The 15,304-nt window shown below is 61.8% G+C and carries 16 protein-coding genes; 9 read left to right on the forward strand and 7 right to left on the reverse strand.

What is annotated here, in order from left to right; all coding sequences use genetic code 11:
• Window positions 1-8 precede the first annotated feature (8 nt).
• From ACOOFN_RS07800 to dapF, 5 genes are read right to left on the reverse strand one after another with little or no spacing between them, the layout of a single operon-like run.
• Window positions 9-854, reverse strand: coding sequence for an EamA family transporter (locus ACOOFN_RS07800; RefSeq protein WP_420430464.1), 846 nt, complete (start codon window positions 852-854; stop codon window positions 9-11).
• Window positions 851-1,798, reverse strand: a complete 948-nt coding sequence (gene ftsY / locus ACOOFN_RS07805) for a signal recognition particle-docking protein FtsY (protein WP_420430466.1) — start codon at window positions 1,796-1,798, stop codon at window positions 851-853. The genes ACOOFN_RS07800 and ftsY overlap by 4 nt, the downstream gene beginning before the upstream one ends.
• Window positions 1,795-3,099, reverse strand: a complete 1,305-nt coding sequence (gene mtaB / locus ACOOFN_RS07810) for a tRNA (N(6)-L-threonylcarbamoyladenosine(37)-C(2))-methylthiotransferase MtaB (protein WP_420430468.1) — start codon at window positions 3,097-3,099, stop codon at window positions 1,795-1,797. The genes ftsY and mtaB overlap by 4 nt, the downstream gene beginning before the upstream one ends.
• Window positions 3,100-3,143: 44 nt before the next feature.
• Window positions 3,144-3,608, reverse strand: coding sequence for a YtoQ family protein (locus tag ACOOFN_RS07815; RefSeq protein WP_420430470.1), 465 nt, complete (start codon window positions 3,606-3,608; stop codon window positions 3,144-3,146).
• Window positions 3,609-3,612: 4 nt separating this feature from the next.
• The gene (dapF, locus tag ACOOFN_RS07820) at window positions 3,613-4,422 is read right to left on the reverse strand and encodes a diaminopimelate epimerase (RefSeq protein ID WP_420430472.1); all 810 of its coding nucleotides are present in this window, start codon (window positions 4,420-4,422) and stop codon (window positions 3,613-3,615) included.
• A gap of 83 nt (window positions 4,423-4,505) precedes the next feature.
• Between dapF and ACOOFN_RS07825 the strand changes: the two genes are divergently transcribed.
• Window positions 4,506-6,719: a prolyl oligopeptidase family serine peptidase gene (locus ACOOFN_RS07825; RefSeq protein ID WP_420430474.1), complete on the forward strand. Its 2,214-nt coding sequence runs from the start codon at window positions 4,506-4,508 to the stop codon at window positions 6,717-6,719.
• Window positions 6,720-6,770: 51 nt separating this feature from the next.
• Here the strand turns inward: ACOOFN_RS07825 and ACOOFN_RS07830 are convergent, their stop codons facing one another.
• On the reverse strand, window positions 6,771-7,664 hold the full coding sequence (locus tag ACOOFN_RS07830; RefSeq protein WP_420430476.1) for a hydrogen peroxide-inducible genes activator: 894 nt from the start codon (window positions 7,662-7,664) through the stop codon (window positions 6,771-6,773).
• A 127-nt stretch (window positions 7,665-7,791) separates the two neighbouring features.
• On the opposite strand from ACOOFN_RS07830, the gene ACOOFN_RS07835 reads away from it, so the two are divergent.
• The 6 genes from ACOOFN_RS07835 (at window position 7,792) to ACOOFN_RS07860 (ending at window position 12,033) form a co-directional block, all read left to right on the forward strand.
• Complete coding sequence (locus ACOOFN_RS07835) at window positions 7,792-8,343, forward strand: peroxiredoxin (RefSeq protein ID WP_420430478.1); 552 nt, start codon at window positions 7,792-7,794, stop codon at window positions 8,341-8,343.
• An 85-nt stretch (window positions 8,344-8,428) separates the two neighbouring features.
• Entirely contained in the window at window positions 8,429-8,962 is a 534-nt protein-coding gene (locus ACOOFN_RS07840) for a carboxymuconolactone decarboxylase family protein (RefSeq protein ID WP_420430480.1), read from the forward strand.
• A gap of 212 nt (window positions 8,963-9,174) precedes the next feature.
• Window positions 9,175-9,441, forward strand: a complete 267-nt coding sequence (locus ACOOFN_RS07845) for a hypothetical protein (RefSeq protein ID WP_420430482.1) — start codon at window positions 9,175-9,177, stop codon at window positions 9,439-9,441.
• A 61-nt stretch (window positions 9,442-9,502) separates the two neighbouring features.
• On the forward strand, window positions 9,503-10,780 hold the full coding sequence (locus tag ACOOFN_RS07850; RefSeq protein ID WP_420430484.1) for a dicarboxylate/amino acid:cation symporter: 1,278 nt from the start codon (window positions 9,503-9,505) through the stop codon (window positions 10,778-10,780).
• A 9-nt stretch (window positions 10,781-10,789) separates the two neighbouring features.
• Window positions 10,790-11,398, forward strand: a complete 609-nt coding sequence (locus ACOOFN_RS07855) for a hypothetical protein (protein WP_420430486.1) — start codon at window positions 10,790-10,792, stop codon at window positions 11,396-11,398.
• 41 nt (window positions 11,399-11,439) lie between these two features.
• Window positions 11,440-12,033, forward strand: a complete 594-nt coding sequence (locus ACOOFN_RS07860; RefSeq protein ID WP_420430488.1) for a hypothetical protein — start codon at window positions 11,440-11,442, stop codon at window positions 12,031-12,033.
• 1 nt (window position 12,034) lies between these two features.
• Here the strand turns inward: ACOOFN_RS07860 and ACOOFN_RS07865 are convergent, their stop codons facing one another.
• Entirely contained in the window at window positions 12,035-14,245 is a 2,211-nt protein-coding gene (locus tag ACOOFN_RS07865) for a patatin-like phospholipase family protein (protein WP_420430490.1), read from the reverse strand.
• Window positions 14,246-14,547: 302 nt separating this feature from the next.
• On the opposite strand from ACOOFN_RS07865, the gene ACOOFN_RS07870 reads away from it, so the two are divergent.
• Both ACOOFN_RS07870 and ACOOFN_RS07875 read left to right on the forward strand, forming a co-directional pair.
• On the forward strand, window positions 14,548-14,880 hold the full coding sequence (locus tag ACOOFN_RS07870; protein WP_420430492.1) for a VOC family protein: 333 nt from the start codon (window positions 14,548-14,550) through the stop codon (window positions 14,878-14,880).
• Window positions 14,877-15,296, forward strand: coding sequence for a DUF3052 domain-containing protein (locus tag ACOOFN_RS07875; protein ID WP_420430494.1), 420 nt, complete (start codon window positions 14,877-14,879; stop codon window positions 15,294-15,296). The genes ACOOFN_RS07870 and ACOOFN_RS07875 overlap by 4 nt, the downstream gene beginning before the upstream one ends.
• The last annotated feature ends 8 nt before the right edge of the window (window positions 15,297-15,304 follow it).

Raw genomic sequence — 15,304 nt, forward strand, 5'->3', positions numbered from 1 at the left:
CCTGGTTCCTATCCGACTTGGAGTAATACGAGTCCGGCTGCAAGAAGGATTGCCAGAATCGTGCGGCGTCTGCCGAAAGGCTCCTTCAGTACGAGCGCAGCCAGCACCGCGCCGAACACGACCGAAGTCTCGCGCATGGCTGCCATCGGGGCGACCGGCGCGATCGCAAGCGCGAACAAGGCAAATCCGTAGGACGATGCACCCACAAACCCTGCAGCAATGCCGCGCGTCAGTTCGGCTCTGGCAAGGCCTGGCCATCGCCGACCGCGGCGGATTAAGGCTGCGAATGTGATCGGCATGCAGGTTACCAGGAAAAACCAGGCCAGATAGCTGACCGGATTGCCGGTAAGGCGCACCCCGGAGGCATCATTTACGGTATAGAGCGCCGTCATGCTGGCTGCCAGAAAGGCAAAGGCCAGGGCTTTCACTTTCGGCACGTGCGAGGAGTCCGGCCAGGCGAATCCGATGATGGCAAGGGTGGCGACGCCGAGACCGGCAAATTCGAGCAGATTGAGATTCTCGCGCAGGAACAGAAAGGCGGCGAGGGCAGCCAGCGCCGGCGCGGCGCCGCGCATGACGGGGTAGACGAGATTCATGTCACCGCGTTCGAACGCAGAGATCATCGCGATCTGAAACACGAAATGGATCGCCATGCCGGCAATCAGAAACTTCCATGCTTCGGCGGGTGGGGGCGGGAAAAAAAACAGGGCAGGCGAGACCAGAACCGCGGCGGTCAGCATCAGGACGGAGCGAAAAACCAGTTTGTCGCCGGCTTTCTTGGTCAGAAGCCCGACGAAGCTATGGAAAAAAGCGGACGCCAGCATGGCCGCAGCGCCCAGCCACTCCAAGCTCATGTCTCGTCGAGTCCGGCAATGGCGCGGGAATAAGCGCGAGCATTGAAGGTCTGAAGGTCGTCTATGCCCTCGCCGATGCCGATGGCGTGGATGGGCAAAGCGAATTTTTCCGCGACCTGGACCAGTGCGCCCCCCTTCGCCGTACCGTCCAGCTTCGTCATGATCAGCCCGGTGACATTGGCGGCTTCGAGAAATGCTTCAGCCTGCGACAGCGCGTTCGAGCCGACCGTACCGTCCAGCACCAGGATCACCTTGTGCGGAGCGTTCTCGTCTACCTTGCGCAGGACGCGGACAATCTTGCGCAATTCGTCCATCAGCTCGGTGCGGTTCTGCAATCGGCCGGCCGTGTCGATCAGCACGGCATCGAGGCCTTCGCGCCTGGCGCGCTGAACGGCATCGAAAGCGAGGCCGGCGGCATCGGCCCCGATCTCGCGTTTCTCAACTGGCAAGCCCGCGCGCTCGCCCCAAACCGCGATCTGCTCGACTGCCGCGGCGCGGAAAGTATCCCCGGCCACCAGCAGGCAGGATTTGCCGTCGCGCTTCAGGCGCGCTGCTATCTTGCCAAGCGTGGTCGTTTTTCCGGATCCGTTGACGCCAACAAAGAGAACCACTTCTGGCCTCGCGTCAGTGCCGATATCGAGCGGCGCTTCGAGCGGTGCCAGTGTTTCCGCTATGGTTTCGGCGAGCGTGGTCCGGACCTCCTCGTCGGTGACCTCTTTCTCGAACCTGTCACGCGCCAGCCGGTCGGTCACCCGCATTGCGGTCGCCGTGCCGAGATCGGCGGCGATCAGCGCGTCCTCGAGCTGTTCGAGCGTGTCGGCGTCGAGCTTCTTCCTGGTGAAGACCGCGGTTACGCTGTCGGCGATGCTGGTTGATGAGCGGCGCAGCCCGGCCGTCAGGCGCGAAAAGAAGCCGGGTTTCTTCGGAGCATCCTGGTCGCTCATGCCGGTTCTCCCACAAGGTCGGTATCTGTCCGGCCGGTAATCCGCAGTGGCAGGATGGCCCCTGCGCGGGCGTTTACATAGCCGATACGGATGCCGGCAAAGTTCGGCGCGCGCGCGAATCCCGGCTTTTCGACGAGCCCGTGCTGAATTGTGCCGGCCATGCCATCGAGATGGCGATCCAGGGCCTCGCCTGCCTTTTCCCGCAGGCGCGCCGCCCTGGCCTTCACGAGGCTTCGGTCAAGCTGCGGCATGCGGGCAGCCGGTGTGCCCGGTCTTGCAGAAAAGGGAAAGACATGGAGATAGGCGAGGTCGCAGGCGTCCACGAGGTCGAGCGTGTCATCGAACATGGCTTCGGTTTCCGTCGGAAAACCGGCGATCAGGTCGGCACCCAGCGCAATGTCGGGGCGCGCCGTCTTGAGCCGCTGGCACAGCGCGATGGCATCGTCGCGCAAATGGCGGCGTTTCATGCGCTTGAGGATCATGTCGGACCCGGCCTGCAAGGAAAGATGAAGGTGCGGGGCGATGCGATCATCACCCGTGACGGCATCAAACAGGGCGTCGTCGATCTCGATAGCATCGATCGAGGAAAGGCGCAGTTGTGGCAGGTCCGGGCATTGCGCGAGAATGGACTGAACCAGGCGGCCAAGCTTGGGCTCGCCCGGCAGATCTGCGCCCCAGCTGGTGAGGTCGACTCCGGTGAGCACGATTTCCTGGAATCCGTTGCCGACCAGAGTCCTGACCTGTTCGACGACCTCGCCGGCCGGCACTGAGCGGCTGTCGCCGCGGCCATAGGGGATGATGCAGAAGGTGCAGCGATGATCGCACCCGGTCTGGACCTGGACGTAAGCACGGGCGCGGCCGTCCAGCCCATCGACAAGGTGCCCGGCAACTTCGCGGACCTTCATGATGTCGGTGACACGGGTCTTGGTTTCGCCGCCGAGCAGCACGTCAGGCCGGAAGGTTTCGGCCCTCATCTTGTCGTCATTGCCGATCACGCGCGTGACTTCAGGCATGTCGGCGAATTCGCCGGGGTTGATCTGCGCCGCGCAGCCAGTGACAATGATCGGCGCATCGGGGTTGGCGCGGCGCGCGCGCCGGATCGCCTGGCGGGCCTGGCGCACGGCTTCGTTTGTGACCGCACATGTATTGACGATGATTGCTCCGGAGAGTCCTGCGGCCTCGGCATGGCCGCGCATGACTTCGCTCTCCCAGCTGTTCAGCCGGCAGCCGAACGTCATCAGCTCGTTGGCGCCCTGGGCGGACGGTGCCGCCGGCGAGGTGTGGACATCCTGATCGGACATAAGTCCGCCTAAGTGGGGAAAAGGCGGGGTGCGGTCAAGCCGGACTAGCGTTCCAGGCGTCCGCTGATCACATAATCGAGGATGGCGACGACCTGGCCCGGCTCGGTGGCTGTAGCCATTGCGGCGCCGTCGACTTCCTTCATGGCATGGGTCAGCGCGTCATCGCGGAGGGTGATGACGGGCTTGCCGAGGGCAGCGGCATATCCGGCATCGAAAGCGGCGTTCCACTGGCGATACTTGTCGCCGAAGCGAACTACGACGATGTCCGATTGTCCGATCAGCGTGCGGGTCCGTATCGCATTGATTTTCCCGCCCTTGTTATCGCGCCAGAAGGACTTTTCCTCCTCGCCGAGAATGACCGCACCGCAATCGTCAGAATCCGCGTGGACGGTGACGGGCGAGACAAAGTTTACCGGCAGCTGCTTGGCAGCGGCCGCGGACATGATCTGCTCACGCCAATCGGTATGGATTTCTCCGGATAGATAGACGGTCCAGCTGGTCTTGCTCATGGGGTCACGGCTCCAATTCCACTTCGCCTTCGTATTCGACCGGGCCTTCAAGCCAGACATGGTTGTCGGCTTTCCAGGTAACGGCTAGCTCTCCGCCATCGACCGTCACGCGGCAAGACCTGTCCAGGAGCCCCTTGCGATGGCCTGTCACGACCGCCGCCGCCGCACCGGTACCGCAGGCCAAAGTCAGGCCAGCGCCCCGCTCCCAGACACGCAGTCGAATGTGATCCTGGGCGTGGATTTCCATGAAGCCGGCATTGACGCGTTCGGGAAACAGCGGATCGGCTTCGATGCGGGGCCCCAATACGTCGATTGGCAAAGACATGACATCGTCGACGACGAATACGGCGTGCGGGTTCCCCATCGAGACGACACCGGGCTGGCCGATCCGAACCCCGTCGAGGCCGATCTCGTAATCCATGGCAACCGTATCCATCTCGCGCGTCAGCGGGATGTCCTTCCATCCCGTGTGCGCTTCCCCGAGATCGACGCACATCTGCCGATCGCCGGTGCGCCGGGTCTCGGTGATCCCGTAGCCGGCTTCCAGCCAGGCCGAACTGCTCGCCTTCTCCCCGGTCAGGTACCAGCCGGCACAGCGGGCGCCGTTTCCGCACGCCCCGACTTCCGCACCATCGCGATTCCAGATCCGGTATCGGGCGTCTGCCTTGTCGCTGGGTTCCAGCTTCAGCAACTGATCGAAGGCGTGCGCTGCCGCCCATGTGGCCAGGCGTCCTGTCGTGATCTCGACGCCGGATTCGCGCGCATCGATGAGCAGGAAGGCATTGCCGGTCCCGTTCATCTTCAAGGCGCGCATCGCAGTGTCCATTGAGTGTTTCACTTGAATCGTGCTTCGTCCGCGCTAGGGATATCGTCAGCAATATTTGAGGAGCATGCCAGATGCTGCAACGCTTTTTGACCGCGACGGCCGCCGGCGCCTTGCTGGTCGCCTGTTCCGAACCGGCCAGCGAGACGACCGATACAGCGATGACGGATACCGCCGAAACGATTCAGGACGATGCGCCCGAGACGAGCACCGAGACGAGCACCGAGATGCGTGAAGTCGTCGAGATCGATCCGGTCAATGACCCCCGGGTCTGGCTGGAAGAGGTCGAAGGTGAGCAGGCGCTGGAGTGGGTCGAAGGTCAAAACGACCGGACATTCGAGCGGCTTCAGGGTGATCCGCGCTACCAGGGATTCTATGATGCGGCCCTGGAGGTCTATCAGAGCGACGATCGCATTCCCTACGGATCCTACCGGAACGGCCATATCTGGAATTTCTGGCGCGATGCGACCAACACGCATGGCCTGTGGCGACGGACCAGCCTGGAAAGTTATCTGTCCGATAATACTGAATGGGATGTCGTGCTCGATCTCGATGCTGTCGCGGAAGAGGAAGGCGTGAACTGGGTCTGGCAGGGTTCAAACTGCCTCGGCCCGGATTACACACGCTGCATCATCACGCTGTCGGACGGCGGGCAGGATGCGTCCGTGCGCCGCGAGTTCGACCTTGAAAGCCGTTCCTTCGTGGAAGACGGTTTCGTTTCGCCGGAAGCCAAGGGAGGCATGAGCTGGGTCGACCAGGATACCGTGTTGTTCGGCTTTGCGACGGACGACGAAAACTCGACTACATCTGGCTATCCGGTTGCCGTTTATCGCTGGGAGCGCGGCACGCCGATAGACGCGGCAACCGAAGTGTTGCGCGGTGATCGCGAGGACGTCGGCCTGTTCGCATTCCGCGTCGAAGACAATGCCGACAACGTGTACATGATGGCGTCGGAAGCCGACACCTTCTTCGAAACGACGTGGTGGTATCTGCCCAACGAAGGTGAGCCGGTGTCCCTTCCGATCCCGGCGCGCTCCTCGCTGACCGGGCTCTATGACAACCAGCTCCTGTTCACTCTGGAAGAAGAGTGGGACCGCGGCGAAGGCGAGACTTACCCGCAGGGCGCGCTCCTGTCCTTCGACATGGGCCGCTTCGCCGAGAACGGCGAGATCGGCGATGTCGCGACGGTGTTCGTCCCGGGTGAGCGCCAATCGATCGGCAGTGTCGGCGTGTCGGCCGGCACAGTGCTGATCCAGATCGACGATAATGTCACGGGCCAGCTCTGGCGTTTCGATTTCGACGGATCGGGCTGGTCGTCCACGCAGGTCGACACACCCGAGAACCTGACGCTGGGCCTGTTTGGCACCAGCCCGCATCATGATCTGGCCTTCCTCAATGCCGAAGGCTTCCTGACGCCGGATTCGCTTTACGTGGTCGACGCCGAAGCCGGCACGGTCGAGATTGCGGATTCGACACCGGCCTGGTTCGACGGTGACGCTCTCGTCGTCGAACAGCGCGAGACGGCATCGGCCGACGGCACGATGATCCCGTACTTCGTGGTACGCCATCGCGACACCGAAATGGACGGTTCGACACCGACTTTGCTTTACGCCTATGGCGGCTTCCAGGTGTCGATCCAGCCGAGCTATTCGGGCGTTCGCGGGCGGCTCTGGCTGGAGCGCGGCGGCGCCTATGTGGTCGCCAATATCCGTGGTGGCGGCGAATTCGGACCGGCGTGGCACCAGGCCGGTCTGATGATGAACCGCCAGCGCATCTATGACGACCTGATCGCGGTTGCCGAAGACCTGGTCGATGACGGGCTGACCAGCTCGCAGCATCTCGGCGTCTATGGTGGCTCGAATGGCGGTCTCCTGACCGGCGTGATGTACACGCAGCGTCCGGATCTCTGGGGCGCGGTGGTTTCGGCTGTGCCGCTGCTGGACATGCTGCGCTATCACATGCTGCTCGCGGGCGCGTCGTGGATGGGCGAGTACGGTGATCCGAATGATCCGGACGAGGGCGGCTTCCTGCGCAGGATTTCGCCTTATCACAACGTCTCGGCCAATGACGAATATCCGCCGATCTATCTTTACACCTCGACAAAGGATGATCGCGTTCATCCGGGCCATGCTCGCAAGTTCGCGCACCTGCTCGAAGAGCTGGGACATGATTATCTCTACTATGAGAACACGGAAGGCGGGCACTCCTCGGCGGCCAATCTGGCCGAAAGCGCGAGGCGGGATGCTCTGCTTTATACCTTCCTCAGCCAGCAGCTGATGGACGAGTAGGTTGGTCAGCGACTGAAGCACCAAGCCCCCGGCCCCGGCCGGGGGTTTTTTCTATATGATCCCGTCCAGGCTCTCAGCGATCAGCCGGGCCTCGGCCTCGCGGGCCGAGCCCTTGCGCCAGGCAATGCCGATCTCGCGGCCGATGACCGCCGGCGTGAAAGGTTTCACGACAAGCCCGAGTCCGTCGGTCACGCCGCCTTCCACCGCGAGGCGTGGTAGAAGCGTCGCGCCGAGGCCGGATTTCACCATTTGCGCCAGGGTATGCAGGCTGGTGGCCGCGAAGTCCGAGCGTGAGGCCGCCGCGGAGCAGACGGCCAGCGCGTGATCGCGCAGGCAATGCCCGTCTTCCAGCATCAACAGCTTTTCTCCGTCGAGATCGTTCGCCGAGACCGTGTCGCGGCTGGCGAGCGGATGATCTGCGGCTGCGGCAAACAGAAACTCGTCGGACCCGACAGTTACGCTCTCGATCCCCGGCGCTTCATACGGCAAGGCAATCAATGCCGCGTCGAGATTGCGGGCGCGCAACCCGTCGAGCAGGCGCTCGGTCAGATCTTCGCGCAGATAGAGCTGAAGGCGTTCATGTGCCGCTGAGAGGACAGGCAGGAGCTTCGGCAACAGGAAGGGGGCGATTGTCGGGATGACGCCGAGGTGGAATGGCCCGCTCAACGGTTCACCGGCAGCACGGGCCGCCTGGACGAGATCCTCGGCCTCGGCAAGCGTTTTCCAGGCGCGTGCGACCGCCGCTTCTCCGGCCGGAGTCAGCGTCGTGCCGCGCGCACCGCGTTCGACAAGGGTGACGCCAAGTGTGGCCTCGAGTTCCTTGATTGCGGCGGACAATGTCGGCTGGGTGACATGGCAGGCTTCCGCAGCGCGTGAGAAATTACCTTCATCGGCGAGGGTCACAAGGAAGCGCAATTGGCGGAGCGTGGGGAGCTGCGTGTTCATAGTGATATTGATATAGATTATACATCATCAAAAAACAATTCATTTGATTAATGACACGAGCCGTCTCATATCGCCTTGTCGATGGGGTGAGGCCCCGCTCAAACAGTAAACAAACGAGGTCAGTATCATGATGGGAATTGGCGAGAAGCTTCCTGAATTCGAAATCACCGGCGTGAAGCCAGGTTTCATGGAACACGAAGAGAATGGCGAAAGCGCATTCGAGCCGGTCAACCAGGACAGCTTCGAAGGCAAGTGGAAGGTCATCTTCTTTTACCCTAAAGATTTTACTTTCGTGTGTCCGACCGAGATCAAGGCGTTTGCCGACCTGAACGGCGATTTCGATGATCGTGATGCCGTCGTGCTTGGCGGCTCGGCCGACAATGAATTCTGCAAGCTGGCCTGGCGCCGCGATCACCCCGATCTTGAAAAGCTGGCGATCTGGCAGTTTGCCGACACCACTGGTTCGCTGATAGACGCTCTTGGCGTCCGGTCAAACGAAGGCGTTCCGCTGCGGGCAACCTTCATTGTGGACCCGGACAATGTGATCCAGCACGTCTATGTCACCAATCTCAATGTCGGCCGAAATCCGGAAGACACTCTGCGGGTCCTGGATGCGCTGCAGACCGACGAACTCTGCCCCTGCAACCGCGCTGTGGGCGGCGACACCCTGGCCGCGTAACCCATCGCGACCTGACCGGAGGCGCGCCGGGCTCTCTCCCCCCTTGGCTTGGCGCGCCTTTCTCATGCTTCAATGGAGATAAGCCATGAGCCTCGAAACGCTCAAGAACGACATTCCGGACTATGCCAAGGATATCAGGCTGAACCTGTCCAGCCTCGCGCGCGAAACGGTTCTCGACGACCAGAAGAAGTGGGGTGTTTTCCTGGCGACCGCTCACGCTGTGGGCGTGCCTGGCGTCGTAAAGGCGATTGAGGCCGAAATAGCGGACAAGCTGTCGGCCGAGGCCAAGTCCGGTGCCAAGGCCGCTGCGGCGATCATGGGCATGAACAATGTCTACTACCGTTTTGTCCACCTGGCTTCTGCCAAGGATTACAAAACGTTGCCGGCCAAACTCCGGATGAATGTGATCGCCAATCCCGGGGTCGAAAAGGCGGATTTCGAGCTGTGGTCACTGGCTGTGTCAGCGATCAATGGTTGCGGCTTGTGCATCGACAGCCACGAGGCCGAGCTGCGAAAGCATGGCGTTACGGCTGAACAAATCCAGGCCGCTGTGCGGATCGCGTCGACCGTGAATGCCATCGCGGCAGTCCTTGACGCAGAATCTGCGATCGCCGCCTGATTGGCAATCCAATCGCTCATTTTGAAGGGCGCCCTGCGGGGCGCCCTTTTCGTATCTGCAACAAAACTTTCACAATCTGGTGCGGACCGGCTTCCCTCTGAAATTCAATCATTTCGCCTCACGAGCGATCAGTTTTGACTTCCTTAATATAGTCCGTATAGTCACAATATATGGGTCAGATTTATCGAATAAGCCAGTCTTCGGACGCGCCAATGCGCGATTGGCATGATGGCGGCGAAGCCGCGAATTCACGGCATTTTTTCTCGCGCAAGACCATGCGTTTCGCCAATGCCTATCGCGACGTGAAATGGCGCCGCCTTGCCGTACAGGCGGTTATCGCATTGACTCTGATGTCCGCGCCGCTGGCCTCGCGCCTCGGAGAACTCGGCTCGCTATCCCTGCTGATTGGCGCCGGGCTCGGCGGACTCACCGCCTATGTTGCGCTGACCAAGCTTCTGGACGCGGCACGCCGACATTGACGCCAAACACGGCTCGCCTAGTCTGCCGGTCGTATGACGATCCGGTGGGGAGGCCGCGCTCATGTTCAGATGGTGGTTCGGGGTAACGCTGTGGAAGCGCGTGCTTGGCGCGCTGGTGCTGGGGATCGGTTTCGGGCTGTTCGTCCAGCAGTTCATGGGAGACGGCGCCGAGCAGTTCCTCGCAGCTTATGTCCAGCCCTTCGGCGACATATTCATTGCGCTGATCCGCATGATGATCGTGCCGCTCATCTTTACCACTTTGGTGGCCGGCGTGGTCGCCATGAAGCAACCTGCGAAGCTGGGCTCGCTCGGTGTCATGACGATCGGGCTTTACCTCATCACAACGTTCTTCGCCAATGTCATTGGCTTGGTGTTCGGCACCATCATGCGACCAGGGACAGGCGCGAGCGAAGCGCTCGCCGGCGCAACACCGGAAGCGATATCGCAGGAACGCCCAAGCGGATGGGAGCAGATCCTCGACATCATCCAGAATCCCGCTGCCGCGATGGCGGAAGCCAATATTCTGGCCATCATTTTCTTCGCGGTCCTGTTTGGCGTTGGCATCCTGCTTGCCGGCGACAAAGGGGAAGCTGTAGGGAGATTTTTCGAAAGCGCGTCGGAGGCGGTCCTGAAGGTCACGGCGATCATCATGGAAACCGCACCTTTTGGTGTGTTCGCGCTGATTTCCTACGCGACGGTGGCGTATGGGATTGAAGCCTTCCAGTCGATCTTCTGGTTGATCCTGACGGTCTATCTGGGTCTTTTGACCCACATGATTCTAATCTATGGCGGCTTGATAAAGCTCGTGCTCCGTTTGCCGCTAATCCGGTTCTTCCGGGGTATATTTGACGCGCAGGCGGTTGCTTTCTCAACCTCTTCGAGTTCGGCCACCCTGCCGGTGACGATCACCAATGCACGGCGAAACCTCGGTGTGAAAAAAGGTGTGGCTGCATCGGTCCTGCCGTTGGGCGCGACGATCAATATGGACGGAACCGCGCTTTATCTCGGCATTCTCGCCTTGTTCACGGCGCAGGCGTTTGGCATCGATCTGACCTTCGCGAACTATGTAATGATTGCGATCACGGCTGCCGTCGTCTCAATCGGCGCCGCCGGCATTCCATCGGCCTCGCTGTTCCTGCTTGCGACGGTGCTCACGACCTTTGGTGCCTCGCCGGAACAGATTGCGCTGGTCGTGGGTTTCATCCTGCCGGTTGACCGGATCATGGACATGGCGCGGACCGTCGTGAACGTGACGGGCGACGCCGCTGTCGCTACGTCGGTTGCGAAATGGGAAGGCGAACTGGACGAAGAGGTCTTCCGAGATCCGGCCACGATCTAATTCATGCGCATGACCACTGCCCGGATTATCGAGCTAGTTGTTGCGGTGAGCGTTGTCGTGATCTCGGTGGCGTCACTATTCGTCGCCGTCGACCAGAGCCGCTTCCAGCGGCGGACCCTGGAAGCGAGCGTTTTGCCGGTGATCCAGTATGGCTCGGGAAATTACGATGCCGAGCGAAGCGAATGGATAATGACGGTCAGATTCACCAATACAGGTCTGGGCCCCGCAGACTCGCGCTATCTCGGCTTGTTCTGGGATGGAGAAGAAATACGCGACACGTCGGCCTTCCTTGCGCGGTGCTGTGTCAGCGAAGAAGTGCCGGAAGCGGACCGCCTGGCGTATGTTCATCAAGCGTTTCGCGACGGCCAGATGGCTTTCCTGTTTGATTCCGTCGAAGGGCGGTTTTTTGCGCCGCAGGAGAGCGTCGATTATATCGAGTTCGGGCGGCCGGATGCCGAAGCCCAGCCTGTCGGACGGGCGATCTGGCAATCATTGGACCAGGTGCGGCACGAGATCGAGGTCGAGGCCTGTTATTGCTCCGTGTTCGATGATTGCTGGATGTCGCGCTTCCCGGACCAGAGCCGCGAGCCGGTTGAATTCTGTCCGATTCGCGAATAGCTGCCACGATCTGGCCCCATTGGCGCTGCAATTTCACGCCCATGGGTTGGGTCCGTTTCGTTCTGTTCGCTGTCGCGATAACCGGTCTGATTGCCGGAATCTGGTTTGTCCTTGATTGGCGGAACGGCCGGGATGCCAGTGCAGATATCCCTATTCTGACTACCCAATCCGCGAATTCCTGTGAAACGCTGCAATCGAATGCCGTAGCCTTTACCCTGCAGGCGGAGCGGCGGCTCGAAGCGGCGCCGGCGGAAGCCTATGCGGCCGCCTCGGACGCCTTTGTCGCCTCGGAGCTCGCTGCAGTCGTGTGTCCGCCGCAGGACTGGGCAGACCCTAAACTGCGGACACGGCCTCCGGAATTGCAGCAGGCGGCCTACCGGCGACTGGCGACCGGATCCATACGTGATCTCACGGCAGCCTGCGCGGCGATGGAGGCCAGTTTCATCGGCGAAGCCGGCATCGAGGCATTGCTGCGCGCGACCGGGCAGACCGGTTATGCAGTGCGCCTCAAGGACAGGTCGGCCTCTTTCGTCTGCCCTGACCGAGCGCGCTATCACATCAATCCCGGGCGGCCGTCGCGGGGTGGCCTCGAACCGGACGGGCTGCCGCTCTGGCCCGAACGCTCGCTGAGCTGAACTAGAACTCCCGGCCAATGTAGACGAACACGGTCTGGTCGCCGTGCTGCCCCCGCCCATAGCCGATAAAGGCCGGTCCGATCAGCGTGTTCACCGCGGCGTATCCGGTGAGCGAAGATGTGTGTCCATAGACCAGTCCGTCGGCACCGAGATCCAGCGTGTATTCGGCATACTCGGCCAGCAGGCCGATCCAGATCGGGATCGCTCCGACGGCATCGGGGGATGTCAGGCGGCGATAGCCCTCGACCGCTACCATGTCGAAGGAATTGGCCGGAAGCTGACGTTCGCCGATGGCGGTCAGGTTCCGGAAGCCGCCCAGGAAAAACAACGCCTCCAAGGTCGAGCCTTCATCCTCGGAGCGTCCCGATTCGCCGCGCACCATGCCGCCCCAGCGGCCCATGCCGAACGCCTGCTCGCCGCGGAAATGGTAGCGCTCGAATAAGTCATCGAAAGGCTCGACATCAACGAGGTCTGCAACCAGGCGGGCGTCGGCAAAAATCGCACGGCCCCCGGTCGGAAAGTCGGGATGATTCAAGGTGTCGAACTCGAATGCCAGGCCAAGATCAGCGTTCTCGAGATCGATATCGCCGCCATCCTCCATCAGTTCGAAGGGCGTATCATATTCACCATTGCGATATCCGGCATCGACCGACAAGCGGCCCCAGCGGCCGAAATCGCGGCCGATCTCCGCACGACCAAACAGACGTGTCGTCCAGTATTCGTCGAGTCGTATGCCGGCCAGATCCAGCGGGATCGGTGTGCCCAGATAGCCTGCGCCGACCTCGTAATAGAACCGCCCGCCGTGGCCGAAGGGCTGCAGCCATGCCGCGCTGATCTCTATATCCGATCCGAGCGCCCCGTTCAGTGAAAACTGCGCGCCCGAGGCGTTCGCCGGCGCGCGGGTGTAGCGGGCCCGCAGGACATAACGGGAATCCTGATCAAAGGAGTTCGACAGGGTAATGCCGGCCTGGAAAAGGTTGCGCCCAAGTGGGCGTTCTTCCGTGCGGAGGGTCAGCGTTCCGTCGGTCTCGAACCCGGCGTCGATGGCGCCGAAGGTGTCGAGGCCTGCAACCTCGATCATGCCTTCGCGAATATCCTCGCGCGTCACGCTGTCACCGGGTTCGATGCCGAAGCGATCGGCGATCATGGCGTCGGAAACAATGGTCGCGTTGTCGATGCGAACCGCCGTGACGGTACGGGCGTCGCCGGTGGCACGCGCCATGACGGCATTCGGACGTTCAAGGGGCGGAGCGGCAATGGCGGCGATCTCGGCCATGCGGGCGCGATAGGGCGCTGCAGCGGCTATACCGCTCTCGAAACCTTCGCCGGCGCGCTCGAAACTTCCCGTCGACAGTCCTGTCAGATCGGGCCGGATGATGATGTCGCGCTCGGACAGAAGCTCGGCCTGTTCGGTGCGGTTGAGCCAGACCTGGACTTGGACCAGCTGTTGCGCGACCTGCACGACGGAGGGGCTGGCTGGCGGGTCGCCGGGTTCCACCGTGGTGTCGACCACGATGATGATGTCGGCCCCCATGTCGCGGGCGACATCGACCGGCAATTGCTTGGACATGCCGCCATCGATCAGCAGGCGGCCGTCTATTTCGCGCGGGTCGAAGAGGCCGGGCACCGACATCGAGGCCAGCATCGCTTCGACGATATCGCCATGATCGATAATGACCGCCTGGCCGGTGCCGAGATCGGTGGCGACGGCGCGATAGGGGATCGGCAGTTCATCGAAATCGAAAGCGGGCGGCGCCTCGTCCAGCATGTCGCGGTAAAAGCCCTGCAGGCCGCGCAGCGTGGTGACGCTGGAGGGCAGGATAAGACCGTTCTCGCCCCAGCCGGCGATATAGTCGGAATAATATTCGTCCTGCCGGTCCTTCTCGCGGTAGGGGCGATCCTCGCGGCTTAGCGTGTTGGTGATCAGTTGCGGCCAGTCGGCGGCCTCGAACTCGGTGCGCATCTCGTCGGGCGACCAGCCCGCGGCATAGAGCCCGCCGACGACCGAGCCCATCGAGGTGCCGACAATGCAGTGGACCGGCACGCCTTCTTCCTCGAGCACCCGGATGACGCCGATATGGGTGTTGGCGAAAGCGCCGCCGCCGGACAGGACGAGGCCGATATCGGCGCCGTCGGCATCGTCATTGTCACAGGCCAGAGCGGCCGTCGACATGCACAGGCCCGCGGTCATTCCCGCCAGAACACGTTTCATGGCAATCTCCCCTCGCGGAAGCTTAACCCCTTGAGGCGGATCGGGAAAACCGAAAAGCTGGAGGTCACGTGGATAAATCCTCCGGTTTTCAGCATTTGGCCTCCTACTACTACAACTACGATTGCCGTTTCGCGGCAACCGCATCAGACTGCCAGCTTAGGGCTGTGGCCGACTGCGAGGATTACCCTGCGCCCGGATTGCCATTGTCACCGGCCGGCAGGTCTTCCCCTTCCGCCGCAGCGAGGGAATAATACGGAAAGACCCATATCCCGGACCGATCCCCGCTCACGCCGAGCCTGAAAGTGCCGGATGTGAAACAGGCCGTGGCATTCTATGCCGGCGTGCTGGACTTCGAGCCCACGGGACAATGGGAGGACGCAGGCGAACTTGTCTGGGCCGAGATGACGCGCGGCACTGCCCGCCTCTGGTTCTTCCGCGATGCTCAGGATCCGCTGGGCAAGCCGGCGCTGACCGGATTCCTCTACATCTTCGTGGACGATGTCGACGCCGAGGCCGCGCGCCTGAAGGACAAGGTGAAGACTGTCTGGGGTCCGGAGGACATGGAATATGGCCTGCGCGAATTCTGTTTCGAGGACTGCAACGGTTACCGTCTCGTGTTTGCGATGGACATATGATGACAGATACCGGCTATTCCGGGACGCCGCTGCCGAAAAAGCTCGGCCTGAAGGACGGCCAGGCGGTGTGCTTCCTCAATCTGCCGGACAGCCTGAACTGGCTGACAGATGCCGCGCAATTCATCGAGCTCACGGCCACGCCGGAACCCGGCGGCGAGCTGGATGTCGTCCACCTGTTCGTGATGTCGAAGGATCAGCTGAACCTGGCGCTGCCGCAGGCCCGGCTGGCGATTGCACAAGCCGGGATGATCTGGGTGAGCTGGCCGAAGAAAGCCTCGAAAGTGCCGACCGACATGAGCGAGGATGAAGTGCGCGCGGCGGCCTTTCCGCTGGACCTGGTCGATGTGAAAGTGTGCGCGGTCGACGCAATCTGGTCCGGGCTGAAACTGGTCATCCGCAAGGAAAAGCGGGTCTGATCAGCTAT

Origin of the sequence: Hyphobacterium sp. (assembly GCF_965217055.1) — a bacterium.
In the GTDB taxonomy this organism is placed as follows: domain Bacteria; phylum Pseudomonadota; class Alphaproteobacteria; order Caulobacterales; family Maricaulaceae; genus Hyphobacterium.